This is a genomic window from Mesorhizobium sp. WSM4849, from assembly GCF_055811385.1.
Window position 1 is genome coordinate 48,900 of record NZ_JBVVPW010000016.1, and the last position, 25,197, is coordinate 74,096.

Here is a 25,197-nt window from a genome sequence, read left to right on the forward strand (position 1 = left end):
GGCGACTCTATTGCGAACGCTCGACCGCACATCATCTCCCTTGCCTGCCTGGAGAAATTCAACGATGGCAAATAGAAGTTGCTCGGCCAAGGTCCTATTCATAGCCAGCTCGATCGTGCCGGTGTCGGTCTCCAGTCTTCGAGGAGTCCGATCAAAGGCTCGGCTGATAGGAGTGTGGTGTCGACGTCGAGAAGTTTGTTGAATCCGGATTTACTGGGCTTGCGTTTCATAGGGCCTCCCTTCTAGCGCCCGTCCCTTGCCTCGCGCTAGGCGCTCGGACGGAGCGCATTAAATTCCTTCATCCCAAAAATCCTGCAGCGTGGCGTGCCGAAGGTCTTCCTCGCCCCTTAAATGCTTCACACGGGCCTTGATACCCGGCTTGACCCATTGAGTGGCCGGCCTCTTTGGCATTTCCTTGGGCGGTGGCCCGGCATGTTCCTGGACGCGCTTCCACAGCCGCTCCCGCATCTCGCGATTTACACTGACGAAGGCGCTGCCGACATATTTGTGGGTCCCCGGCTCGGCCATCAGAGCGAAGGCCGGTTTGCCCCGCTCGCGTTCAACTCCGAGAAGTTCAAACTCGCTTTCGGTGAAGGATTTTGTTTTCAGCCAACTGGTGGTCGGGCCGCTGCGATATTTGCTGTCCCGACGCTTCGATACCATCCCTTCCAGGCCGGCCGCGTCGATCAGATGATAGATCGCGTTGGCTTCGCCCGGCATGGTCTCACTGAACTGGATGCGACTGTCGGACCCTATGAGGCCGGCCAGGATTTCCCGCCGATCCTCAAGCGCCATGTCGCGCAAGTCGTGGCCATTGAGATGCAGCAGATCGAAGGCGACAAAATAGAGCTCATGTTGGCGCCTGGTGATGGCCTTGCGCAGTGCGGCAAAATCCGAAAGGCCAGCCTCATTCAAGACGATGACTTCGCCGTCGATGATGGCGTTCTGTACGTTGAGACCTTTGGCTGCCTCGACCAGATCGCGGTATTTGGAGGTCCAGTCGAGCCCGCGGCGGGTGAAAATCCGCGCACCGCCGGCGTCGATGATGATCTGCGAGCGGTAGCCGTCGAATTTGGCTTCATGCATCCAGTCATCGCCTTGGGGCGGCTTTGCTACCAAGGTAGGCATCATCGGCGGAATGAACTCGAGCCGGCCGACGCCGGTACTTACAATTTTACGCACTTATTCGATTCTAGGCACCAGACTTATATTAGCCAGAGTGAACGGAACGTGATTCCGCAGGGCTGCGGAAACAAAACATGCCGGCCAGCGTTCCCATTACGCGCGGGATCGATGGCCTCCGCTCGAAAAAGGCGGTGAAAGCAGGACCTATTTGCGTTGCGCCTACCGACCCAACGGCAGCTTTGACGCTGAGACAAGTTCGTCCTCGTCAGTGATACCGGCCGTATAATTTGCCAGGATCCGAGACGCGAGAGCCTCACGGAGATGTTCGGAGTCGCCCTCCCTCTTGAGCCGGTCGAACACGCGGCCCAGCGTAGCTACTTCGGATTCACTGAAGACGCCAAATTCTTTAGCCTTTCGATTAATCGGCATACCACCCCCTCCGGCCAAACTATTCTGCGCAACTAATACGATTCAGGACATCTCGGACAACAAAAAAAGCCCGCCGCACCTTTCGGCACCGCGGGCGAGACTTCTCAGTCGTTCACCAGGCACAGGGGTGTGGGCGGGGGTAGTGTGCCCGGTGAACCGAAAACCTATGCACGCCGTCAGGACGCGTCTACCAACCGGCGGTTGGAAGTATCGAGTGCTAGGTAGAGGAGCGTAGCAGCCCCTCCTCCTTGGCAGCAGCCTCGTTCCTTACGTCGTCGGGCGTGAGCGCACATATGCGCGGCCCTACTGATGCCGCGCGAGCCGGTGCATGGGTGCGTTTGCTTCGGCCAAAATAGTCAGCGCTTGCTCGACCTTTTGAGCCGAGGCGTCAGTGCGCTTAATGTGCCGGATCATTTGCTGCCTCAGCCGCGCGAGCCGTTCGGCGCGATATACATCGCCGTATCTCGCAGTTTCAAGGTGGAGGGTCGCGAGTCTCATGGGCGACGATTCCGATTATCTAGCAGTAGAAATTCGCGAATCCGCCTTTCGTTCCGATGTCCGACCTTGCCCTCGCAAAAGCTGGCCGGACGGCCGCGACGAATGAGCCGCATCCCTGCCAAAAGAGAGATCGTCCGCTGATGCTGCTCAGTCAACCGCGGGTCCAGCCAGACGGTAGCGGAAGTGATTGCGGATGTGTTCGTTGAAGAAGCGGCCCTTGGCAAAGGCGGCTTTGAACGCGGCGAAGATCTCCGGCGGCACGTCCTCAAACTCGTACCGTTTGCCGCTGGCGACCAACCACACCGAGAGGATTCTGCCGTCCGGATCGTATTCCGTTTTGCGTATCGGGGTGGATGGCATGACGGTGGCTCGACCAAAAGACGTCAATGATCGGGTGGGTGTCCACCACATCGGTGGGCCACCTTTGCTCTTATGGCTTTGAGCGTTGCGGTATCCTCGTAGGCGAGGATTGATCTGTCGCCGTCCGGGAGATCTACGTCACTTCAACGGTGATGTGCTCCGTGATGGCAAAGAGACCTCGTAAGGCGACAAATCCATCTCGCCGCCACCCGTGACGAGAAGGCATCGATCACCGACGAGCTTTGTCAGCACGTGCCAGTAGGTCTGCCCGTCAGGACGCTCTGTGGAGTTCATGGACGGCACCAAGTTTTCGACCACTAGGGCGGGGATAGCCCAAATCCGCTCTGTGTCAAGGGCGCAGAGGGCTAGCCAAGCCGACTCTCCCTCTCCGAGGAATTTCCGTTGCGTGTCGTAGAACGCATACCAATAAGACTGGTAATCGCGCTCATAGCGTTTGGAAACGGCGATCACCGCGCGGTGCACGCCATCGGATGATTCGTACCAAGACCGCCGCCTACGTGTGAGCCTTGCACCAACCGCTTCCGATACCAGTTCAGCTGCGAGGCGGCGGAATGGCTCTACGGCGCCGCTGGCCGGCGACGAGGGAAGTCGAAATATGGCGCCGGCGGCTGTGCGACGCTCGGTTCCCAAGAGGACCGTGGGCTCTTGGTCTGAGATCGGCGCATCGGCGTCGACGCGGACGTCGAACATTAGGTCAACTATCCTGTCGACCCGCGTGTATTCTATGGGTCGGAGGACCAACCGGATGCGATCGACAACGGCAGGAGCCTCTGCGTTGACCTTAACTTGCAGCAAACGCATTAAGCTTGCGGCCCCGATCATCCGCATCGTCCACGCGTAGGGCGAGCCCCGGATCTGTGCCTCAAGGGCACCGGTATCATCTCGCCCGACGACGAAGAGGACCGAACTATCTTGGCCGAGCGCCCCGTCCGCGACTAGTGCCCTGCGGTAGCCCTCGATCGTTTCCAACCTAATCGTGTACGCATCGGTGGTCTTTACCTCAACGAGGAGATCCCGACCTGACCCATCGCGCCAGACGCCGTCGTGACCGATCGTGCCCCGGACGCCGCGATAGACCCCGTCGATAACGTCGTAGTCGAGGCGTCGGCCGATCTCATTGACCACGTCTTGAAGGACTAGTCCGCTGTCCTCGAATCCGCGCTCGCTCTTTCGCGCGCCATCGCGAGGGCCGAGACACTCGAGGACGTAGCGACCGAGGTCGTCGGCCTCCACTTCGGCGAGGTAGGTGCGAAGCTCGATGGAGCACGCTGAGCCGTCGAGAAGCCGTCCGTCGCCGGCAAGCGCAAGAACTTGGCGCGCTGTCAGCGTCCGCAGATTGTCCGCGTCGCTTCGCCAAAGGGATAGCAAAGTCATATGGCGCTCTCACCCAACATCGAGCGCTCGATCTCGCGGAGGGACCGCGAAAGCCTTGTGACGAGGCAAATCCGCGAACAGCTCAGCGAGCGACATGTCCAGCGCTTCCGCGAGTTTAGCAACCGTGCCTACCCGCATGTTCCGCTCGCCACGCTCGATTAGACCAATGTAGTTTCGGTGGATTCCGGAGAGCTCCGCTAGTCGCTCCTGGCTATAGCCGCGGGAGAGTCGCGCGCTGCGGACTTGTCCGCCTACTGCTATTAGATACATGTCAGCCTTCACGGTGTGATCTTGCCATGATTATGTTGCGTGACTACACACTGCCGGTGTGCAGGAAACAGATTTGCGGTGGGCCGCTAACGCACTTAGTATCGGCAGGAAGCCGAAGGGCAAAGAAAGAAGAGTCATGCCACTTGGAAGGGGGGGCGGCCTTGAGCACCCAGCCGGTGAAAACATCGCTACGCTGATGGCGCGCGTGCGCGAGCAGATCGCATCGCGCCGTCTCTCGAACAAGGATGCGGCTGCGTTGATTGGCGTAAGCAGGGGCACCCTGGAAGATCATCTTCGGGGTGAGCATGTTCGCAGCGATTCGGCACAGAAGTACCGCAATTGGCTTGCCGGGAGCAGGCTTACGGGCAACGTTTTCGTGCTTCCGACGGTCGAACGGCCACTTGACCTGGATGTCGATCAAAACGCTCCGGCTCCGGCTCCGACGGCGCCAAGACTGGTTGTGGACATCTTCTCTGGCTGCGGCGGCTTAAGCTTGGGCTTCGATCTGCTGGGCGAGGGCCGGCAGTTCAGAACAGTTCTCGCACTCGACAACCAGGCTGCTCCGATCGCTACATTAAATCGCAATGCGGCAGCTCTGGGACATGGAGAGCGACCAGTCGGCGCGATAGTTGACCTCACCGAGTTCCTTAACGCCTCCGAGTTCCTGGCCTTTTACCTACAGCACGTGGGCGAGACGCTCGGCGACACCGAGCTTCAGGCAGAGTTGCGCAGCTTAGAGAGCGGAGCCTTTCCGCTATTCCTGAGCGATATATCCGAGGCGGATCGAACGTTCAGTGACCGCTTGAACGCAATTAGGTCATCACCGGACTGGAGTGCTGCGTGTGCGGCCTTACACCCCCGGGCAGTAGATCAGACTTCCGTGCTGCGCTTCCATGATCATCTTCGACTCCCGCACCCTTCCAAAAAGGTCGTCGGTCTTCCAAACCTGCTGTGGAGTGGGCCGGCCCAGGAGCGCAACCCCGGTCCGACGCAGCGGCACCCGGTTGACCCCGATTGGCTATCGCGGGCAAATGCTGGTTGGGACGCGGAGGCCGAGCTACTTACTGGTCGCCGGGCTGGCGCTGGCGCCGGGCAACTCACTGCTTCGACCAAGAGACTGGGCACATTCGTCGACTTCCTTGCGACACAAGTCATGAGGGAAGTCCGCGAGGCCTGGACGGGTTGGCGGGCAAGGCGCCAGGCGCTGCGCTCAGCGTTGTTCTGCGACGAAGCTTTCGCGGCTGGCCTGCGACGGCTTTACGAGTATGCGCCGGTGTCTGTGCTAGTCGGAGGGCCGCCCTGTCAGGGCTTCAGTCGCATAGGTCGGGGAAAGATTCGCAGTCTCAGCGATGCTCGCATTCATGCACACGCGGACTCCGAGGCGGGCGACTCTCGGAACAGGTTGTTTGAGCAATACGTCATGGTACTCAGCGCCCTCCGACCGGACGTCTTCCTCTTCGAAAACGTCGCCCATTTCCGTTCGGTCGTGCGTGTCGACGGCGTCAGTTTTCAGGCAACTGAACTGCTAGAAGAGGCGATCGAGCGCGCATCGCTTGGCGAGGCTCGATATGAGGTCGCGCAAAAGGTCTTGGACGCATCGCGGCATGGTGTGCCGCAAACTCGCCAACGCTACTTCATGGCCGGCGTCCTGACTGGGACCGAAGCGCAACCGTCAGGTTCCCTCGCCGGGGCCTGTCTGGAGCTTCGTCGCGAGCGGGAGGCGCCCCTTTCGCTCGCCTTGGCGGGACTACCTACGCCATCTGTGATTGGTGGCGAGCTGAAGCCTGGAAATGCCATGAATATTCAGCATGACATCGATGCGTTCGATCCCGACGGGCATGCCTATTCGCGATGGGTCCGACAGCCCCGACCGGACACGAGGATTGCACCCAATAAAGTTGATGCCCATGCTTGCCGTGCGGCCCGATCCGACGATGCGGCACTGTTCGCGCTCTTCGGGCCAGGCAGGCGGTGGATGGACTACCGCGCTGACCAGGCCCGAACGAGCGCTGCGCTTGCCGGATTGCTCGACGGGCTTCTCGCGCTCACCCCTGATGACCTTGAGAAAGTTCGGCTAAAGGCGTCAGGCGCGGGCGCGCCTATTCCAGAGGTGCAAGAGCTTCGATCGCTAAGGGGGCACCTCGACGGGGCGTTGCCGCTCCGACTGCTTCTCGAACAGATTGGCGAGCGTCTTCGCTCGCCTCACCACCTGCTGGCGGGCAACTACATCTCGAAGCGCGAAAGTAATCATGGCGATTGGCTGGCGCGACTGGATCCATCTCGACCCTCCAAGACGATGACGAGCCACATGTCGAAAGACACATATGCTTACGTGCATCCCTCGGCGCCGCGGACTATTTCAGTGCGCGAGGCGGCCCGCATCCAGAGCTTCCCCGACTGGTTTGCCTTCGGCGGCGTCGCGCTCACCGAAGCTTTTAAGATGATCGGCAATGCGGTGCCGCCCATGTTGAGTCATGCGATAGCGGACCGGGTCGCCCACGTATTGCACAGGCGGAAAGATGCCAAGTGCGGCGACCGGCAACGTGCCTGGACTATTAAAAGCGGATAACGCATGCCAAATGACCTTGCTCGGAAACCCAAAACAAGATGCGACCGAGCATGGTAGCGTTGACCGAATGATTCGGCGCCGCCGCGCCGTCAGGCCGGATCCCCTCACCCCTGAGCAGCGCCGGCACAACATGGCGCAAATCGGTCCCCGCGATTCGAAGCCAGAGATGGTGCTGCGGCGCGCACTCCACCGTGCCGGCTTGCGATACCGACTCCACGTCAGTGGCATGCCGGGAACGCCGGACCTAGTCTTCGCGCGATGCAGAGCTACCCTTTTCATCCACGGGTGCTTCTGGCATGCCCACATATGTCCGCTGGGCGTAACGCCCGCAACGAATGCGGAGTTCTGGGTAAAAAAACTAGAACGCAACGTCGAACGCGACGCCAGCGTTGCGGCCGAGTTGCTGCGTCAGGGCTGGCGCGTAGCGATCGTGTGGGAGTGCTCGCTGAAGGGACGGGCCCGCCGTCAAATGGGCGAGATCGTCGCGGAACTCGCGCGATGGCTCAATTCCGACGAGCCGAAGCTGGAGATTGCCGGGGATTGGGAGGGGCGGCCGACAAGCGTCAGGGGTTCACTGTGATCTGCAGCTCGCGTGCGGGCAGATTAGGATATCTTAGCGCACTTTCGGGCTAGAGCGCCACCAGTTCTGGCGCTTGCTGCTCAACCAAGTTCAAAATATTGATCGCAGCCTCTACTTGCTTGGGCGAGGGATCTTTACGCCACTGCTGGGCAGACATGCCTGAAAGGGTGGTTGCGATGCTAGACTGGCGCCAATGCAGCTTGCCTGTTCGCGATCCCCACTCCGCGATGCTCGTCCATTGACCTGCCTTGATCGTTTTCACTCGCAGCGCAGCGGCGAGATCAGTTGATACGGTGCCGCTGGCGCCACTTGGAATGAGATCTATCTCACGGGAAGTGGTGCCGAACTCACCCGGTAGTGGTGAAGGGATAGGCAGCGGTAGTTCAGCGATCTCCGTCCAACATTCTTCCCGCTTAAACCACTCTGTAGGGTTCCGCTGTCGCAATGAGGCACGCTGCACAAGCGCATCACGTACCGGAACCGCCCATGAGCGGAGCAGACTTTCCAGTTGAGGGGTTACCGCCTGCGCGTTCCATACGCGCTTGAGATCCAGGCGACTCGACGATTTGGCTGACAACAACGCCACAAGGTAGGCCGTTACGTTGGCGCGGAAGGCCGGGATACCTTCCCAGCGGACGACCCGCTCGGCGGTCTGCCAGATAAGGGCGACGGCGACAACATCTTGGTACCATTGCTGGTCCGGCTCCCAGGCAAGGCCATTACGGCGTCGCAAGTCCTCCATCAGTTGGATGAAGTTTTTTTGCCCACCGAGGCTAACGTCGTGTGGCCTTCGGCCCCATGCGTTCAGAAACTTGGCGAGATCGACTTTGGAGAAGCGGAGTTCCTTCGGAGTCTGCAGCAGAAACTTGGCCCGCTTAGCTGGGGTGTCACCCTCGCGTGACAACTCCACCTCGTATTGCCCTCGAGCGCGCTCGTAGAACCAGCGCCGTTCGCCACCTGGGCACCAAGTCGATCGCGACAGTCGCTCGACAGCCACGTGGAACGGCTCGTTGGCCGAGAGGTCCGCCTGCTGCATGGGGTTCTGAGTGTTCGCAAAGCGAGATATCCGCTTTACTATCTCGTCCCGAACATCCGAGCCGACGATCACCACTTTAGCCGCAACTGCTACATGTGAGATGTCTGCTTCGAGCCGGCGTGCGGCGTCGTGAATTGTTGCGGTCGTCTGACCACCATTGACAATCTGCACGTTGGCGAGCTTGGCCACGGCCTTGCCGAGCCCCGGCACGAATTGCTCGTAGACCGACTCGGCGGTAATCACGATACCGTTATTGTAAGCAAGAAACCTGTCGGGCTCTCCCAAAATCGTGTCCCGGATTCCCTTATTCACCTTGCCTCGCACCGACAGGAAGGACCTTACATTGAACTCAAGCAGAGCGGCACCGTGCTCTTCGTACAGTTCTGCAAGCACCTGTCCTGGGATCACCATCAGCAGTGTCGAATGCTCCGTTCCGCCGTCTAAGCGCAGGAAGGGCTGACAGCCATATGTCGAGTTCTCGAAGTCGATGTCGATCGGCTCGCCTTCTCCCTCCACCGACATGCTGCGAGTGAGGCGGCGAAGGTCCCATACCTCGATTTCGGCTGGCAAAGCGGCGACCGTGCGCCTCGGCATCCGACGCGCAGCGGATACCGCGTCAGTGATGATGAAGATTCTCACGCGCCGAAGCCTACCGCTCACCTCGTGGATACCAGACAGCATTGCACCGGCTGCCGTATCGACATTGGCGTTCGCGCCCGACCTGAGCGCCATCTCCGCAAAACGACCAGCCTGGCCGGCGAGCCTGTCCAGATCGTCGGCCCGCGCCGAGCGCAGGTCGTCTGACGACCCGAGCTCGGCGATGAAAAGATCGAGTGTGTCGCGTTGCTCACCGATGCCGTAGCCGGATATGCGGGCGGCGCCACGGCCCGCAGGCCCCTCCCAAAAAGCTACGTGGCCGTCGTCCACGCGCCCGATTTCGATCAGGTGGTCGATTACGAAGCGGGTGAAGCACTCCGCCGGTTCGTCGCCGGCTACAGGTTCCGGCTCGGAGTCTTGGATGGCGCTATGCAGTAGACGTAGATCTTCCTTGAGGTCTTGAACCATGGTTAGCCGCTATTCTTGCCTTCGGGCGTAGATCGAACCAGTGAGGGACGTAATGAGTCTAGCCGCCGTACGCGCAGGTTCCCCCTCCACTACTACAGCCATCTCGTGGTTGCGGAGAAAACCGTTTCCAGACCAGTTCGACGAGCCGATCATAGCGAAGCTCTCGTCTTGGACCACCACTTTCGCGTGAAGTTCATGCCGTTTTGGGCCGTCCCAACTGTACAGCGCCAGCCGACTGTCTTGTCGAGCCAGGCGCTGCAGCGGAGCGAGGGCAGCCTTTGGCTGCTCATCCCAGCGGTTCACTACCAGCACAACTTCCACTCCACGATCAAGTGCCCCGGCTATCCAGAGTTCTGGAAGATCAAAGGCGGCTCCGCCGATGGAGTATGTGGAGGCCACGACGCGGCGTCGAGCCCGAGTGAATAGTTCGTAGAGCCCGGTTTCTATAGAGCGAACACCCGCGCCAACCCAACTGAAACCGGACACGAAGAGGCCCGGCTTCATCGCCCTAGTAGCACGTTGCGGTCCAAGGACATGTTACGGTGTTCGCAGGACGTCTCGGACTGGAAGAGGCAAGCATAGCACGCGGCGCCGTTCACGCGTTCGGGACCGAAGCGCTCCCGTCCGCAGAGGGGATCGTTAGAGCAAGAGTCAAGGGTTTCTAACGCGCCGTCGAGTATCTGGCGGAAACCGGGCACCAATGACACCAACCCACCAAGCGTACCGTCGCCGCCAGGCTGAACGGTATAGAGAAGCACTCCTCCGAATGCTGCTTCACCAGGTTGTCTGTCAATAAAGACACGTTCGCGGAGCGCCGCCGAAGAGTACCCGCAGCTCAGCGACAGCGAGGAAATCAATCGGTGGGATAGCGTGTGCAACCAAACAAAGGCTGGATCGAGTTGAATGGGATCGGCGGCCCAGTTCGCGCCTGCATTAGCGGCCCACGCCTGTGCTGAAGCACCGTTGATCGGGATAGGAGCCGGTTCGCCGTCGTCATCGACCAAGTCGATGAACACGCCCTCGCCGAATAGTTCGACACCGGGATACCATGCATCCCCGTCGAACCATGCTCTGCGGTCAACCGGCTGGCCGTCGAGCCGCCGGTAGCCTGTTTGCGCCATTACGACTCGCAACCTGCTGACGGGCGTGACCCGGAAGCGACCCGCGCCAACCACATCGAACTGACGGACGTCGTCGAGAACAACTTCAAACTGCGAACGCGCTACTCCTGGCTGCAGAGGATAACCCTCGGCTGCGGCGTCTCGAAGTCGGCGGTACTCGTCGAGTCGCATTTCCGCCTCCGAGCGCGCTTCCACCGGCCTGGTGACCTCGTCGAGCGCGCGCATAACCTCGCTCGGTGGGTAATCCAAGATCGCGTCGACGACGTGCTGCCCGAGATTTCCCGTGTCCACAGTTCGCTGCAGTAGGCTGGCGAGTGCCGCGAAGTCGTTTGGTCGCATAACAGCGAAAAGCAGTCGCAGAGCACGCTGGTCAAGAAGGCGGTGTAACTCAAGCGCCGCCGGCGGAATGGTCAGTGCTGTGACCGTTTCCGGAATGAACACGTTCGAGGCGCCTCGCTGCACGATTCGACCGTGGGTAGGACACGGCGGTCGAATGTTCCCGCCCTCCTCCGGGAAGTCACCGGAGCAGCGCCAGTCGCGTGCATAGGCCTGGCCGAGATTAGCGGCTTGGCCGCAATTAGGACACCTGACCAGCACCGATGCGAGGGCGCCGCCACCGCCTTCCCAGCGGAAGTAGTCCGGGCGGCAGCCGCCGTTGCAGCGGCCTCCCATGGACGTGACGACGTAATTCCAGTCGACGTCCTGCATGTGGCCAGCCCTGCAGACTTGGATGAAGCGTGTCTTCTCGGCACCCGCCTTGCGCCAGGCGTCAAACTGATTCTGAGAGGGAGGGCAGAGCGGGCACGTGCGGCTGTCGCCGTCACTCTTTCGGTAAAGGGCGGAGTGTCGGACGCACAGCGACCACTTAGGGAAAGGCAGAGTCCGGTAAACGCCTCTGCTATCCTCGACCCCGAGCTCCGCGTTGGATGGGACGGCGACAATCCGTGCGCCGTTCAACAGGCCCTCGGAGAGCCGCCGCTCTGTAATCTCATGATCGTCGGGACGAGCGTTGTCAAATATCTCCGCCCATTCAAGGCCCCGTATGATCCTCGGACCTTCGGCACTCTCCAAGATGGCTCCTGGCCCGTAGGTAGTGATGAACTGAGAACGACGGATGGATTGTCCGGCCAAGTCGACACCTAAATCTTGAAAGTGGTTGTTTCCTCAATAGCGCGCAGGCTTTGAGGTGCGTTCTCAAAAGCTTGTGCCAGACCGGCGCCGGTGTGTTGCGGGTCACCGAGCACGACCTCCCGGGTCGGGGCCCGGACCATCGCGGATTCGTTGTACACTAGATGGTCGCGCGTAGCGGCTCGCCTAGCAAGCATCTGCCAGCGGTCAAGTTCGGATTCCATCTCAACCTGGGTCAGGCCCGCGATAGGTCGTATATCGGCCGGTTGGATCTGGGAGCGTCGTTCGACAATGGCCCCAAGGGCAAGCACCTCGGCATCGCGCCGGTGCGCAGCCATCCGCATAGCCTCGCTATGATAGCGTTGGCCAGCCAGCCTTTGCTCGACTCTCCAGTCATCGTGAACCGCGGCGCCGTCGAGCGACGCTCCCTGCCTCAGCAGCGCTACGGATAGCGGTCCGAGACACCTGTCGCGGGCCTTCGGTGCGAAAGGAGACACCGTTATCGCCTCTACGTGACGGTATAACGCGCGATGATAACCGCAGAAGAACTCGAAATGATCGAGATCTCGCGGCCGTGATGCGCGGAGGAACGTAACTACCAACGCGCCGGACCGCCGCCCCACCCGGCCCGTAGCTTGAATGTAACTTGACGTCGTTTTGGGCTGACCATGGACGACCATAAGCCCCAGCCTGTCGATGTCGACGCCCGTACCGAACATTGAGGTCGCGCAGACTACGTCGACACCGAACGGTGTCTCAAGCGCGTCGAGCATGCTGGGAAGGTCTACCGAATCAACCCGGCTAGATAGCTCCATGTAGCCAATGGGCTCGGTAGACCGAGCTGCAGCTCCGTAGCGTCGGCGCATGCGCTCAGGGATATCCTGCCGGTAGAGTGTTGCGGCACCAGCGAGTTCCCTTACGGCATTGAAATATCCTGCCAAAGTCCAAAGACGATCCGGATCTTCCTCGACAGGTGCGAGTCTGGTCGTCACGGCAGATTGGAGAAGGCTGGACCAGATGCGGACGATTGGCGTCTGAGCACCCTTCCCAGGAGCGGAGAGTCCGACGTAGAGCCTCCCTGCATGTTTTTCATTCAAAGGATGCGGCTCCGAGGTGCGCGCGAAGAAAGAGTCATCCACATTGAGCCCAGGCGGCGGGAACTGAGCCACTTCCCTATCGAAAAGAGCTCGAACCTGAGGTCCGGCCTGCCGCACTGTCGCGGTGGACGCCACATACTTTGCGCGGCGCCCGTCCGCACCGCGACTAAGCGCCTCGATCGCCGTCTCATACAGCCCAACCATGCTGCCGAGCGGACCCTCGATAAGATGAAGTTCATCTTGGATGACAAGTTCAGGAGGATCGAAGGCAGGAACGCCTACGTGTAGGGCTGTGTGTCCCCCGGGCCCACCCGGAGGATCAGGGCGATATGTCTGGGGTTGGCCTGGCTGCCACCCGCCTCTGCGGTAATAGCCTTCGATCGCGTGGTAGCGCTCGACGTTACCGAAGATGCCAGCGGCGCGCGGCTCGTATGCCAGTCTCGCGAACTTATCGGCGGTAGCGACCAACAGCCCAGGGCACCGGGCGTAAATCTGTTCGTCGACCGTACAGGCGGGTATCGGGATGCGCCCGAACACGCGCGCCGAAACCCGTCCATAATCGAGCGGTGGATCCTGCCAGCTACCATCCAGCGATGGTAGCGCAGCGTGTTCGGGCGCACGGAAGGATCGGTCTGTCGCCACGACAGCGCGGGTCGCGGAGCGCAGGACGGGAACGTTCTCCGCCCAAGCGCTCCTATTGAGTTCGCACTCCGGATTCGGACATAGGACCTCGAAACCGACTATCGCGGATGCCGGCCCGTTCCTTCGGACAAGCGTATAACCGGGCCGGGCCGGACGCGCGCAAAGGAGCTCGCCTGGGTGAAGGGTGGGCGCAACTGCATCATGCCACCACTCATCTAGCCGCTCGCCCGTCAACGTAGCTCCTTCGGCAACCCGGAACGTGAGTGTCGTTGAGAAGGCATCGACAAGCCCGGCTGATTCCGCTCCAACGAGTTCGACGCCGGGTGCCGGCGCGACTAGCCGCGTCACTGAGATCCGTCGGCCTGGGGCTGCGTGAGGAACGTGTACGCGATGCTCTCCCGTGCCAAGCCCGCTCGCGCTGCCATTCGACTGGGGCACTGCAAGTAGGGCACGGCAGCAGGGGCAGTTAACCACTTGTGCCGGTTCGCCGCCTTGATGAACCCGACCGCTCCGCACAAGGCGCGCGAGGGTGGCGTCAGGCCCTATATACCCGAAGCGGGCTCCACGCAGAATATCTATCGCCCCCAAATAGATCTGGAGGCTGTTATCGATCCTGGCAGCGATCGTATCCATGCGGTTGGGAGTGACGTTTCCGCCAACCCACAGACCAGCAGAAAACCGCGCTCCCCCCCAAAGGAATGTGTCGCGACGCTGGCACGCTGCCGGGCGCCAGCCAACCGCCTGGCTATTCGGATCGCTAAGTCCGTCCACGCGCAGAACTTCGCACGCCGTCACAGTAGCGAGCGCTCTGCGGAACTGCTGGATCGTCAGAAGACGTAGCGTATAGCGAGAGATGACTCCGGTGCCACCCCCCAATGGTGAGCGTAGTCGGCGAAACGCCAGCGTGAACGCGGCGAGTGCCAGGTAGGCTTCCGTCTTGCCCCCTCCGGTAGGGAACCAAAGAAGATCACACACGTCCCGCCCGGAATCGTGAGGATCCGCAGTAGAGCGAAGCGCAACGGCTAGGAATGCAAGCTGGAAGGGGCGCCAGACGAGAGGCCGCCCCCGCGACCATGTCCCCTGCATCGACATTGCGCGGTTCGCAAAGCAGAACGCTAGCCTAACATTCTCGTCGGCACGCAGTAGGTCCACCGCATCGTGCAATCGGTTCGCCAGGGCGGAACAGAGTTCGAGATTAGCGCGGGCCGCCTGACGCTGTCCAGGTCGCAGTGCTTCGATGTGCTGGCTCAGATGCGACACCCAGGCTGCATACCCGTTGGCGAGCGGTCGCAACGCAGATTCAATCGCTTCCGGTTCCCAGGCTTCCGCGAGAGCTCCCGCTCGGAGTTCCGGCGCAGCGCCTTCTGCAGACCACGCTGTTTCCGGTGCCTCGACTCCGTACATAGGGAGGTATTCGGTCCTAACGTCCGGCGGCGAAAACGCTGTCACGTCATCAGGAGAGAGAAGATGAGCGTCAGTAAATGCGAAAGGTGCGGCCGGCGGGCGCTCGGCCTCGAGCTCACCAGCGCCGCGCTCCGGGTCCACGGCCCGCCAGACCGCTCCGCACATGTGGCCGCGCGCAAACGCTTCGCGCCCGTCATACAAAAGATCGAGCCCACGTTGCTCATCGTCAGCCGCTGCTACAGCGCTCTTCATGGGCAGAAGCTTAGTCTCTCGACCGATCAAGACGCGGATTTGAGGTTGGAAGATATGCTCGCTAGGTCCCGAGCGGCCCCGCTCCGTTTCGCGATGTACGTTGATCAACCAGATACTGACGCGACGTCCCCCAGTCCGAATCGGGCTAGTTTCAACTCTGAGCTCAACGCCATCGCGCTCAAAGACTCGTTGGGTGACAAAAGCATCCAGCCAGTTGGTTAAGATCAACTCGGCACGACGGCGCCAGCCGTTGTCCTCGGCAGTGTATCGCGCCCAGGTCGCGCATACCCTCATAGTAGGAGCGACACTCTCGACGATGAACGAAAGACCGGCTGATCGTGGCGGTTGGCTCGGATCGATGGAAGGAGACGTGGGAGCGGTGCCCACTAGGACATCATCCTCATCCTCTTCGCCGACGGCGTCCGACAGTAGCTCTGGAGCCTGGCCGTCCGGATCGGGAGGCGACGAGTTGCCGAAAGGTTCGGGTCGCAGTACGCCGGCAACGTATTCCGTCCTGGGGTCGTCGGTCATCAGTTCGAATGGCCCGCCCCTCGGACCGAGCACCTCGTTTGATAGATCGACAAGCGTCGTCGCGCGAAGTCCCAAGCGCTATCCCCCGTAGCTCCACCCATGTTGATGATGATTAGAGCCGATCAAACGCAATTGTGCTAGCCCGGAAGTTGCCGGCAGCTTGATAGAAGATAGCGGCGCTCTACCTGCGGCCACTGAATGGAGGCTAGTATTGCCAAATACGGCCTTTTTGCGCTCCGCTGGATCAGCACCGAGCTCGGCTGTGCAGCGCTCACGAACGGGCCGCCTAACTTCTCCTGATCAACAGAACGCGGCTACTCAGTTCAAAGACGGCCACGCCGGATCGCGGTCCGTTGGCGCTTGCCGTCCGGTTGCCCTGGACCGAGATCAACGTCGACAACTCTTGGCTGAGGTGGACACCCATCCCAGCCACCTTCAGCTTTGTTGTTTCGACGCGGGACGACCGCGCCGCGTTTATCAATCGAGCGGAGTAACTTTGAAGGGCGCGATCAAGGTTCCCCTCGCACGTCGTGAAACTAGTCAGCGCTTGCTCGACGCTGAAACGCGCCGCAGTTCTCGGCGAATGGACAATAGGGATTGCCCGGCTGGGTGAACCATTGCGCAGACAGACACACCCCGTTGTTGAAATCGATCGGCTCCGAGACGTCCAACACGCGCATTAACATGCGCCCTTGTACCATCCCGCACATTTGCGTGACGGTTCCACTGGTGATGGAGGCGTTCAATTCGTTGAAGGTCACACCGATGAACGCGTTGACGGCGTCGACGTTGGATTTGGTCCAGCCAAAGATGTCGTCGATGGGCCTTTGCCGCTCCCCCTCCCACAAGCTGGAATGGAAGTATCTGATAACCCCGGTCTCCCGATCTTTCGAACAGCTTCCCACGTCACGGTGGGTCAGCTCATCGCGCATATGACGTAGGTCGTCATACCAAGTCGCCGCCCGGACTGCGGCCTTAAGCCTTTCGGGAAACGATCCCGTGATTGCGTCGACCTCGGCGAAGAGACGCCGAGTGGAGTCGCGATATCGCGTGGAGCTCGGTCCATATCCGATGTGTAGAACCTTCGCAGTGCAGTCGATGACCGAGTACAGCTCGGTAATCACGGCCTCCAGCACAGCAGCCAGGTTTCTGGCATTCTGCGCTTGCGTGAACCCATGCTTATCGAGCTCGGCTTCGTCAATCTGAAGACTTGGCACAAGCGATTCCGCCATGGTGAGAAGGGTCAGCGCCTTATGGAAGTGGTTCTTGACGCCCGCAAGCACGCGCTTCTGATGGCCTTGGAACTGATATGTCGTGGGCCATAGGATGAGAAAGCGATCCACCTCGCCCCATCTTTCAGGCGCGAATATTCTCAGGGCTTCAGCTACGTTAGGCATCTGCGAAAACATCCGCTCGAGGCCGACACTATCGCCGACCGACCGTACTACTGGCCAAAATCCTCGGCCAGGGAGCGAGCTTCGAGCGCTCCCTTTCCCAAACCTTGCTGCTGTTGAGCCACACCCTGTGCTTCGTCGAAGCTGCCCACCTCGAGGCCACGAAGATTGAAGAAGTCATACGTATACTCAGCCTTTGCGCTGCCTTCCATCCTTGTAAATTTCTGCAAGGTCACGCCGCTCTTTTGCAGCATATAGTGGTCGAGGTGCTTCTCGTAGTCATCGAAGTTCGGGTGGATCAAGCGATAGTTGTGGCTGCTCTTGCGAGCCCCTTCATCGGCCTGGTCGATGACGAAGTCGATCCGTTCTTTCTTGTACTGCATATTGCACCGCTTGCAGGATACGCCGAGGTTCCAAATCTCGAACGAGAGCAGCCGGAAAGCGCCGACAGACTTTGGTAGCACGTGCTCGCGATCGATCATGAAATAACCAGCCCCACCGAGGTGCCGTCTGCAGTAACAGCACTGGTCTTTGTGCCGATTCAGATGAAAAGTCTCTATCTTCTTTTTGATGAGCTTGACCGTTTCGTCCCGCTCATCGCCTGCCTTCCAGTCCCAAGGTTTCTCGGTTTCGAGCGCCGCCGTGATCACTTCCATTTCTGGATCGGTGAATGCGAATTCCTTAAGCGTCGGCGTGTAGGCGTCATTCATCGCCGTCCGCTCCCTCGGCCAACCCGGCTTCGATCTTATCCAGCAGACCCCTAACCGCCTCGAAGAATCCCTTCTGACGCTCGTCGAAGCTCTCTGCCTCCATCCTCTCGATAAGCGACAGGACCTGATCCTTTGGGACCTCGCCTTTCTCGAAGCGAGATATCTCATCGACGATCTGCTCGCTCACGAAATGATTGGCCGGAGTCACGACCTCGAACGCCCGCCAGAGGATTTCCTCAATGCTGTTTGGCGAAGCGGGGTCCGTTTCTATGGGGAGCCGCTTCGTAGCTCCGTCCCGCACCTCGAATACGGAAACCAAGTCCGGACTGTCGGCAAGCGCCCCAGTCACAACGAGTGGAGCATGGGTAGCCACGACGAGCGAAGCGCTGCGGAAGTTCATCGCGGCAAGAATCTTCCCAATGTAATCCCGCTGCCAGCTTGGATGAAGGCTATTCTCAGGCTCGTCGATTATAATGAGTGGCTTGTCGCCGACATTGGTGATCAAAAAGAGCAGTGAAGAGATCAGCGCGAGTTGGCCAGAACTCGCGTGCTGCATCTCGATCACACCCCCGCCGTTCTTCCGTTCGAGCAGCACTCGAATTCCGCCGATCACGCGCCAGCGTCGGAGTGTTGATTCCAGCTTGAGCACTGACGCAAACTCGCGTGCGCGGCTGAACTCGAACACGGAGTTTCTCGCATCGATCCAAATCCGTTCCCCAGGTTCGTGCCGCTGGAGAAAGGACATCACCATTTCGACGACAGCGTCCCCTTCCGGCACATCGAAACCCCGATCGGGAATGTCCGGATAAAACTGGGCGCGCAACTGCTCGCGTAATTCATCGGTCGTTAGCCTGTAGTAGACGTAAGGGCTGATCTCGAAGCCGAACCGTGCCTCGTAGCCGCAATGATCTAAGATCGCACTGATCTGAAAAAATGCAGAGCCAGTTTCGTTGAGAGTATCTGCGACAGCCTTTTTCACTACGTTCTTGGGTGACTGGTCACTCCGGCCGACCGAAATACGTTTAACTCCTCGCAGACCGGTGAATCGATCATGCGGGGTGTTGCACACAACCGCCACGTTGCGACCACTGCGGTAACGCGTGGCAACATCCAGGAGCACCGAACTCTTTCCCGAGCCATTCGGGCCGACAAGGATAGAGACAGCCTCGTTCATCCCGCCATCCTCGTCCATGCCGAGGTCGCGCAGGCTTACCATGCGGGTACACCGCATTCGAGCCGATCAGGCTGCATCTCTCCCCTCCCTATCTCCACGCACACTGCTTCGCGACGGCGGGTTGAAATATGCGCGACCTACGACCGTTCAGACAAGTGATTAGACCTCGAGTATTGGGGGCTAACGTTTCTGGAAGCGCAAAGTTTCGAAATTCAAAACGCGTTCGGCCCTCGATGAAGGCCTTCGGCATCCGCATCAAATGCGCGAATAGACCGGGCTTTGACAGGATCGCCCGCGAAACGATGGCGGGCGATGCGTAAGCGGCAGAGCTGCGATGCCGACGCTTGCGTGTCGCAGGGGAAGTGTATTGCCGGTTGCACAAGCTGATGCTTCCAGTTCGTGGTGCGGCGCCTGCATTGCCGTCGCTTCTTGGCAATTCCTAGCGGGGCGCTCCAGCTTCATAATTGCGATCGACGATCCGTCGGGCGCGCATCGATGAGCGGCGGGAGCGTAGTGGAAACGGACTGAGACAAGGAGACCCACTCCGGCGGATGAGGACCGATGTAGACCAAAGACGACGGACCGCAGGTTGTCCTTCCTGTGGCCGCGCCGATCGACAGATGTCTCGACCGAACTGGATGCTTGTGACCATGCTCCGTCAGCCCGATGGAAGAGTGCGCCAGGATCGTTCGTCCGCTGCTGTCGTGCAGCTCAAAACACCCCGTCGACGAGCGCGGAGACTGCACGGCGCAATACGACTCGACGTCAAAAAAGCGGAATCGTAGCGTTGCGACTAGGCTCGTGAAATAATCGCAGTTTAGAAGATGAGTTACGATATTGATCAATTCTCGCAAATACATCACCGCACAGCTGATTAAGATGGCCGCCCGTAATCGGGGCGAGCGCCTTGCCGAGCAGCAAAACTGTGCGTCGACCGCGGGTCAACTGGCGATCGCCGGCGACTCGGCGGCAAAATCTGCTCCTGTGAAGCAACGCAGGAGGCGAACGATGGAATTCTTTTGTGGGCTGGACGTGGCGATGGACGAGACGGCGGTGTGCGTGGTCGATGATCATGGCACGGTGCATCTTGAGACGACAGCCGTGACTGATCCCGACGCGCTGTTTGCGACGTTGAAGCCGTTTCTGCCGCGCCTGCGGCGTGTGGGCCACGAGGCTGGCGCGTTGTTGCCCTGGCTGCATCCCGAACTCAAGAAACTTGGCCTGCCGGCCTGAAGACGCAGCACGTGCGCGCCGCGATGTCGGCGCAGCGCAACAAGACCGACAAGGCCGATGCGCTCGGCATAGCCCATATCATGCGCACCGGCTGGTTCCGACAGGCTCATATCAAGTCGGAAAGCTGCTACCGGACGAAGCTTCTGCTGACACACCGGCGCAATCTGAAGGCCAAGTTCCATCGACCTGGAGAATGCCATTCGACACTCGCTGAAGTCGTTCGGCATCCGCTTGAGCAAGGTCGGACGCGGAGCATTCGAGCAGGCGGTAAGCCGAGCTGTGGTGGACGATCCGCTGTAGGCCGAACTGATGGACGCCATGCTGTCGGCGCGCGCAGCGCTGTGGAGGCAATATTGCCGGCTGCACGATCTCGTCGTCAAAATGGTGGCCCGCAGCGAACTGTGCCGACGCTTCATGGCAATCCCCGGCGTCGGCCCCGTCACAGCACGTTCATGACGGCCATCGATGATCCGTCGCGCTTCCGCCACTCACGCGACGTCGCGGCCTACTTCGGGCTGACCTCGCGGCGCTGGCAGTCGGGTACCTCGATGAACTGTGCCGACGCTTCATGGCAATTCCCGGCGTCGGCCCCGTCACAGCACTTTCGTTCATGACGGCCATCGATGATCCGTCGCACTTCCGCCGCTCACGCGACGTCGCGGCCTACTTCGGGCTGACCTCGCGGCGCTGGCAGTCGAGTACCTCGATCGACGTTCAGGGTCGCATATCGAAGGCCGGTGATGCTGATGTGCGACGCTCGCTTTACGAGGCAGCGTCGGGGCTAATGACGCGCTTCCAGGGCAAGGACAAGGTCAAGAGCTGGGGCCAGGCGATCGCCAAACGCTCCTGCCACCGCAAGGCCTGTGTCGCCGTGGCGCGCAAGCTGGCGGTGATCATGCGCGCCATGTGGAGCGACGGAACGTTCTATGTCGGCGATGCCGCAGCGAACCGAAGCGATGCAGCCCGGCGCGCTCATATCAAGGATCGCAAGCTGCTGGGAGCGCATCGATGAACGGTGCAACGGAAGTTGAAGCGCATGGCGCCGGCACGCTGATGGGCGCCATCTGACACAAGGGATCCGCTCCGGACCGTCGGCATCAAACAGGTCGAGGACCATATCTGGCTGGTCAGCTTCGTGGACTATGATCTGGGATATTTCGACGATGAGACATGCAGGCTCGAACCACTCCAAAACCCTTTCGGGCCAAAAGTGTTACGATCGTGCCCCATGGCGTGGTGTAGGTAACGGCATTGGTCGCCGTGCTCTCCGGCAAGGGCCGGACTGATCAGCGCGCCACTGCCGGCAGGCTGATGAGCGGATCATCGCTCATCTGGCTGATGGTCTCAAGGGTCATGTAGCGCGCCCGCTGCACGGCCCATTCATCGTTCTGTTCGAGCAGCAAGGCGCCGACGAGACGGACTATGGCATCGTCATTGAAGATGCCGACGACCTCGGTCCTGCGCTTGATCTCGCCGTTGAGGCGCTCGATCGGGTTGGTGCTATGCAGCTTGGCACGGTGCGCCTTGGGGAAGGTCATGTAGGCAAGCACGTCGGGCTCGGCATCGTCCATGATGGTGGCGAGCTTGGGCACCTTCGGCCGGATCTGGTCGGCAACGGCGCGCCATTGGGTGCTGGCGGCCTCGGCCGTCTCCTGGGCGAAGGCGGTGGCGATGAAGGCCGAGGCGACGCGGCGGCCGCTCTTGCCGGCATGCGCCAGCACGTTCCTCATGAAATGGACCCGGCAGCGCTGCCATGTCGCGCACAGCACCTTGGTGACGGCCGCCTTGATGCCTTCATGGGCATCGGAAACGACGAGCTTGACGCCGCGCAGGCCGCGGCGGGTCAGCTTGCGCAAAAACTCCGTCCAGATCGGCTCGGCCTCAGACGTGCCGACCTCCATGCCCAGCACTTCGCGCCGGCCGTCTGCGTTGACACCGACGGCGATGATGACGGCGACCGAGACGATGCGTCCGCCGCGGCGCGCACCTTCAGGTAGGTGGCATCGATCCACAGATAGGGCCAGTCGCCCTCGATGGGCCTGTCGAGGAAGGCCTTCACCTTGCCGTCGATCTCCTCGCACAGCCGGCTGACCTGGCTCTTGGAGACGCCGCTCATGCCCATCGCCTTGACCAGGTCGTCGACCGAGCGCGTCGAGATACCCTGGACGTAGGCCTCCTGGATGACGGCGATCAGCGCCTTCTCGGCCATGCGCCGCGGCTCAAGGAAGCTCGGGAAGTAAGAGCCCTTCCTGAGCTTGGGGATGCGCAGCTCGACGGTGCCGGCCCGCGTCTCCCAGTCTCTGTCGCGGTAGCCGTTGCGCTGGACAAGCCGCAGTGGGTTCTTCTCGCCATGGGCCGCGCCGGTGGCGGCGCCCACCTCCAGCTCCATCAGCCGCTCGGCGGCAAAGCCGATCATCTCGCGCAGGATATCGGCATCGGGGGTCTTCTCTACGAGCGTGCGCAGGTTCATCATGTCGTTGGTCATCGGTGGTTCCTTCGAATCAGGTTGTGTCAGCAACCCAACCCTACCGAAGAACATCGATGACCGCCGCTGCGCCGCTCGCTCGCTACAGCGCTGTTGAGGGCGCGCTCGCGAGCGGCTTCGCTATCGCCGACCTACACCACGCGGTGGGACACGACCAGTGTTACCCATGTCTCCGGTATAAACCGTAACCTATGTGTCCAGAATGGACCTTGAGGAAATTGGAGCGGGTGAAGCGATTCGAACGCTCGACCCCAACCTTGGCAAGCGTAGGCCCGCAAGACGATCTTATCGGCGAATGACAGTGACGTCCGAACAGGACCCATACCCGCGACTGCGCGCACGAGTGAGATGCAAGCAAGCGCTTCTAACGAAGCAGAGCTTCTCGACCGGATGGCCGACCAGTTTCTTTTCGCGGTAGGCCCGACCGAAATAAGGGAGGGAAGCGAGCCGCGAGCGCTTGCCAACCTCTCCGAGCAACGCAGGTTCATCGCCGACAATTTCGGCACGCTGATGCGGGGTTGGTGACGCTGGCATTCCCAAGACAATCCACTACCTGCTTCAATTGCTCGATTTCATCATGCCCAGCGATCCAGCGGCCGTGTTCGATCTCGCCTCTCACGCGCTGTTGAAAGCCGGCAAGCTTCACGGCTATCAATTTGAATCTATCGGGGCCGACCTTTTTGCGAAGATGATCGGCAAGGCGATCGCAGACCATAGCACGATTTTCGACGACATAGGGCGACGGGTCTCTCTGGTTGAGGTCCTTGAAGTGTTTGTCGAGGCCGGATGGCCAGCGCGAGGAGGCTTCTCTACCGATTGCCTGAGGCGTTGCGGTAATCCCCGCCAGGTGGTGGCGGGTCCAAGCTCCAGCGGCTGCCGAGAGTGACGGCTCAAGGTTCTTCGGGTGGACCTCCATCTCTTAGCGGCTCAAGGTTGCTGGGTTGCTGACCACCAACCCTCAATTGCACAAGTTACGCTGCCCTTGCTGCTCGGATAGTGTGAAGCATTTCCGGCTTGAGATGCGTGTAGCGTCGCAACATCTTCCAATCCTTGTGCCCGGTCACCAGCGCTACCTGTTCGATCGTGAATCCAGCTTCGAAGAGACGGAGATTGAACGGGAAAATTCGATCATCGTCATTGCTTCGCTTCGTCAGTGGGTCCTCGACAACGGCCCATGCGTCATATCTAGTTGCCGCGAATAGCGGTATGCGCTGGTTGTTGCCGTTCTTGTTCCGAGGGTCTTTCCAGTCATGGATGAGAAGCATCCGCGTGCGAGATCAACCGGTTCGACCTTGACAGGCAGGCCGTGCACCGCAGCGGCGTGAGCCAGAATGAGTTTTACAAAGCCGATGTCGATACCGAGAGTCATCGGTCGGGCACCTTGGGCGGCTCGATCGCGGCCAAAGCAAATGAGCCGTTCGCGATCGAGTGTGGCGATGCTGCACTTCCCAAGATGCCTCTGCAGCATATCGAGGGCTGCGGCCTTGGAGCGGCGAGGGGACTTGCCTACATCGCACATGTCGTCGATTTGAAGGTCGATGAGTTCGCCGAAAGTTTTCAGGCGCGCTATACGGGACTTAGTCGGCGTCTCACCGCGATCGACTTGGCGCTCGGTTTCGGTCGCCCAGCGCCGTGCGTCGTCTCGGCGCAGGAAGGTCTCGCTGACGTAGCGACCTTTGCGACGGACTTGGACACGCAAGGAACCGGACGAGAGCTTTGTGTAGGTAGCCATTTTTTCGTGTGCGCTCCGTGTGCACTGAGAGATCGAACATGGCGAAAAGGGTCGTATTCGGGCATAAATTTGTGTGCACTCGGCAGTTTCTAACGATTTGATGTTAGAGAAAAAATCGCGAAATCAAGACGATAGAGCCGTGGCGCCCATGATGGACTGGGCCGACTGCGGATCATTGGCATACGCTCTTGTCCGAGCGGCTCGGAGAGATTGGACCCGGAGCGGTCATCCGTCCGCCTTTTTCTGCGATTAAGGTTTCAATTCCATCGGCCGACGTCTGCCTCAACTTCAACTGCGTCATCCTTGACGTGGCAAAGGTGAGAATTGGCAAAGGAACGGCAATTGGCCCTGCCGTGCAGATCGATACAGCCGATCATCAACATGATCCCGAGCAGAGACAATCTGGGATGCAGTTCGGGCGTCCTGTTCGGATGGGGCAGTCGTGCCTGGATCGGTGATGGAGCAATCATTCTGCCGGGCGTCACGATTCAGCGATGATGCGGCCGTCGGCGCTGGCAGCGTGGTCACTCGAGATGTTGCCGCAGGGGCGAAGGTCATGGGAAGTCCGGCTCGGGTAAGATGACTTGGTGAGGACAAAGCAGGCGGTTCGACGCTAAACCTGGGAGCTCCATGTTGCCTGGTGAATGCCGATTGGGCATCGATGCGCATTTCGCAAAAGCCGGACAGTGTTTCGCCAATCTCCGGCGGCGACCGTCCTTGGGTGCCTTTTGCGTTCACGGATGGTTGCTTTCGCCGGTTTGAGGCCGGTTTAGGGGCGCGGCCTTTTTGCTCTCCGCATTCTGTCGCCCTGGAGCACCATGCGGTGTGCGGTGTGCGTTATGCACGATCCGTTCGAGAATGGGGTCGGCGACGGTGGGTGCGATGAGTGGCCAGCGGACATGGCCGGTGCGGCGATATCGTTTCTCGACGATTTCGAACAGATGCGAGCGCTGTTGGCCGGTAGGGG

The 25,197-nt window shown here is 60.3% G+C and carries 15 protein-coding genes, 1 tRNA gene and 5 pseudogenes; 6 read left to right on the plus strand and 15 right to left on the minus strand.

What is annotated here, in order from left to right:
- Window positions 1-288: 288 nt before the first annotated feature.
- The 4 genes from AC0L3L_RS19385 to AC0L3L_RS19400 all read right to left on the minus strand — a co-directional run bounded on the left by AC0L3L_RS19385 (window position 289) and on the right by AC0L3L_RS19400 (window position 4,077).
- Window positions 289-1,131, minus strand: a complete 843-nt coding sequence (locus AC0L3L_RS19385) for an ATP-dependent DNA ligase (RefSeq protein WP_473638830.1) — start codon at window positions 1,129-1,131, stop codon at window positions 289-291.
- A 1,068-nt stretch (window positions 1,132-2,199) separates the two neighbouring features.
- Complete coding sequence (locus AC0L3L_RS19390; protein WP_473638758.1) at window positions 2,200-2,412, minus strand: KTSC domain-containing protein; 213 nt, start codon at window positions 2,410-2,412, stop codon at window positions 2,200-2,202.
- Window positions 2,413-2,550: 138 nt separating this feature from the next.
- Window positions 2,551-3,807, minus strand: coding sequence for a hypothetical protein (locus tag AC0L3L_RS19395; protein ID WP_473638760.1), 1,257 nt, complete (start codon window positions 3,805-3,807; stop codon window positions 2,551-2,553).
- 9 nt (window positions 3,808-3,816) lie between these two features.
- Window positions 3,817-4,077 carry a helix-turn-helix domain-containing protein gene (locus AC0L3L_RS19400; RefSeq protein WP_473638831.1) on the minus strand — a complete coding sequence of 87 codons (261 nt, stop codon included), beginning with the start codon at window positions 4,075-4,077 and terminating at the stop codon, window positions 3,817-3,819.
- A 196-nt stretch (window positions 4,078-4,273) separates the two neighbouring features.
- On the opposite strand from AC0L3L_RS19400, the gene AC0L3L_RS19405 reads away from it, so the two are divergent.
- Window positions 4,274-6,646, plus strand: a complete 2,373-nt coding sequence (locus AC0L3L_RS19405; RefSeq protein ID WP_473638761.1) for a DNA cytosine methyltransferase — start codon at window positions 4,274-4,276, stop codon at window positions 6,644-6,646.
- 10 nt (window positions 6,647-6,656) lie between these two features.
- Complete coding sequence (locus tag AC0L3L_RS19410) at window positions 6,657-7,226, plus strand: very short patch repair endonuclease (protein WP_473638762.1); 570 nt, start codon at window positions 6,657-6,659, stop codon at window positions 7,224-7,226.
- A gap of 49 nt (window positions 7,227-7,275) precedes the next feature.
- Here AC0L3L_RS19410 and AC0L3L_RS19415 read toward each other — a convergent pair whose 3' ends face one another.
- The 7 genes from AC0L3L_RS19415 to AC0L3L_RS19445 form a co-directional block, all read right to left on the minus strand.
- Window positions 7,276-9,327, minus strand: a complete 2,052-nt coding sequence (locus AC0L3L_RS19415; protein ID WP_473638763.1) for an AIPR family protein — start codon at window positions 9,325-9,327, stop codon at window positions 7,276-7,278.
- A 9-nt stretch (window positions 9,328-9,336) separates the two neighbouring features.
- Entirely contained in the window at window positions 9,337-9,831 is a 495-nt protein-coding gene (locus AC0L3L_RS19420) for a phospholipase D-like domain-containing protein (protein ID WP_473638765.1), read from the minus strand.
- Complete coding sequence (gene drmB, locus AC0L3L_RS19425) at window positions 9,828-11,579, minus strand: DrmB family protein (protein ID WP_473638766.1); 1,752 nt, start codon at window positions 11,577-11,579, stop codon at window positions 9,828-9,830. Before drmB ends, AC0L3L_RS19420 begins: the two co-directional genes overlap by 4 nt.
- A gap of 8 nt (window positions 11,580-11,587) precedes the next feature.
- Window positions 11,588-15,577: a DISARM system helicase DrmA gene (gene drmA, locus AC0L3L_RS19430; RefSeq protein ID WP_473638768.1), complete on the minus strand. Its 3,990-nt coding sequence runs from the start codon at window positions 15,575-15,577 to the stop codon at window positions 11,588-11,590.
- A gap of 461 nt (window positions 15,578-16,038) precedes the next feature.
- Window positions 16,039-16,899 (minus strand): hypothetical protein, encoded by an 861-nt coding sequence (locus AC0L3L_RS19435; protein WP_473638769.1) that lies wholly within the window; start codon window positions 16,897-16,899, stop codon window positions 16,039-16,041.
- 47 nt (window positions 16,900-16,946) lie between these two features.
- The gene (locus AC0L3L_RS19440; RefSeq protein ID WP_473638770.1) at window positions 16,947-17,606 is read right to left on the minus strand and encodes an HNH endonuclease; all 660 of its coding nucleotides are present in this window, start codon (window positions 17,604-17,606) and stop codon (window positions 16,947-16,949) included.
- Window positions 17,599-18,822, minus strand: a complete 1,224-nt coding sequence (locus AC0L3L_RS19445; RefSeq protein ID WP_473638771.1) for an AAA family ATPase — start codon at window positions 18,820-18,822, stop codon at window positions 17,599-17,601. The genes AC0L3L_RS19440 and AC0L3L_RS19445 overlap by 8 nt, the downstream gene beginning before the upstream one ends.
- Window positions 18,823-19,788: 966 nt before the next feature.
- Between AC0L3L_RS19445 and AC0L3L_RS19450 the strand changes: the two are divergent.
- The 3 pseudogenes from AC0L3L_RS19450 to AC0L3L_RS19460 form a co-directional block, all read left to right on the plus strand.
- Window positions 19,789-20,567: pseudogene (locus tag AC0L3L_RS19450) on the plus strand (IS110 family RNA-guided transposase); the annotation flags it as partial.
- A pseudogene (locus AC0L3L_RS19455) lies at window positions 20,561-21,025 on the plus strand (transposase); the annotation flags it as partial. The pseudogenes AC0L3L_RS19450 and AC0L3L_RS19455, both read left to right, overlap by 7 nt.
- 72 nt (window positions 21,026-21,097) lie before the next feature.
- Window positions 21,098-21,259, plus strand: a pseudogene (locus tag AC0L3L_RS19460) (IS481 family transposase); the annotation flags it as partial.
- Window positions 21,260-21,299: 40 nt separating this feature from the next.
- Here the strand turns inward: AC0L3L_RS19460 and AC0L3L_RS19465 are convergent.
- The 4 genes and pseudogenes from AC0L3L_RS19465 to AC0L3L_RS19480 form a co-directional block, all read right to left on the minus strand.
- A pseudogene (locus AC0L3L_RS19465) lies at window positions 21,300-22,498 on the minus strand (IS256 family transposase).
- A gap of 219 nt (window positions 22,499-22,717) precedes the next feature.
- Window positions 22,718-22,827, minus strand: a tRNA-Ser gene (locus tag AC0L3L_RS19470).
- 155 nt (window positions 22,828-22,982) lie between these two features.
- Entirely contained in the window at window positions 22,983-23,414 is a 432-nt protein-coding gene (locus tag AC0L3L_RS19475; protein ID WP_473638772.1) for a hypothetical protein, read from the minus strand.
- A 234-nt stretch (window positions 23,415-23,648) separates the two neighbouring features.
- The gene (locus AC0L3L_RS19480; RefSeq protein ID WP_473638773.1) at window positions 23,649-24,230 is read right to left on the minus strand and encodes a hypothetical protein; all 582 of its coding nucleotides are present in this window, start codon (window positions 24,228-24,230) and stop codon (window positions 23,649-23,651) included.
- Window positions 24,231-24,388: 158 nt separating this feature from the next.
- Between AC0L3L_RS19480 and AC0L3L_RS19485 the strand changes: the two are divergent.
- Window positions 24,389-24,813: pseudogene (locus AC0L3L_RS19485) on the plus strand (DapH/DapD/GlmU-related protein); the annotation flags it as partial.
- Window positions 24,814-25,197 lie beyond the last annotated feature (384 nt).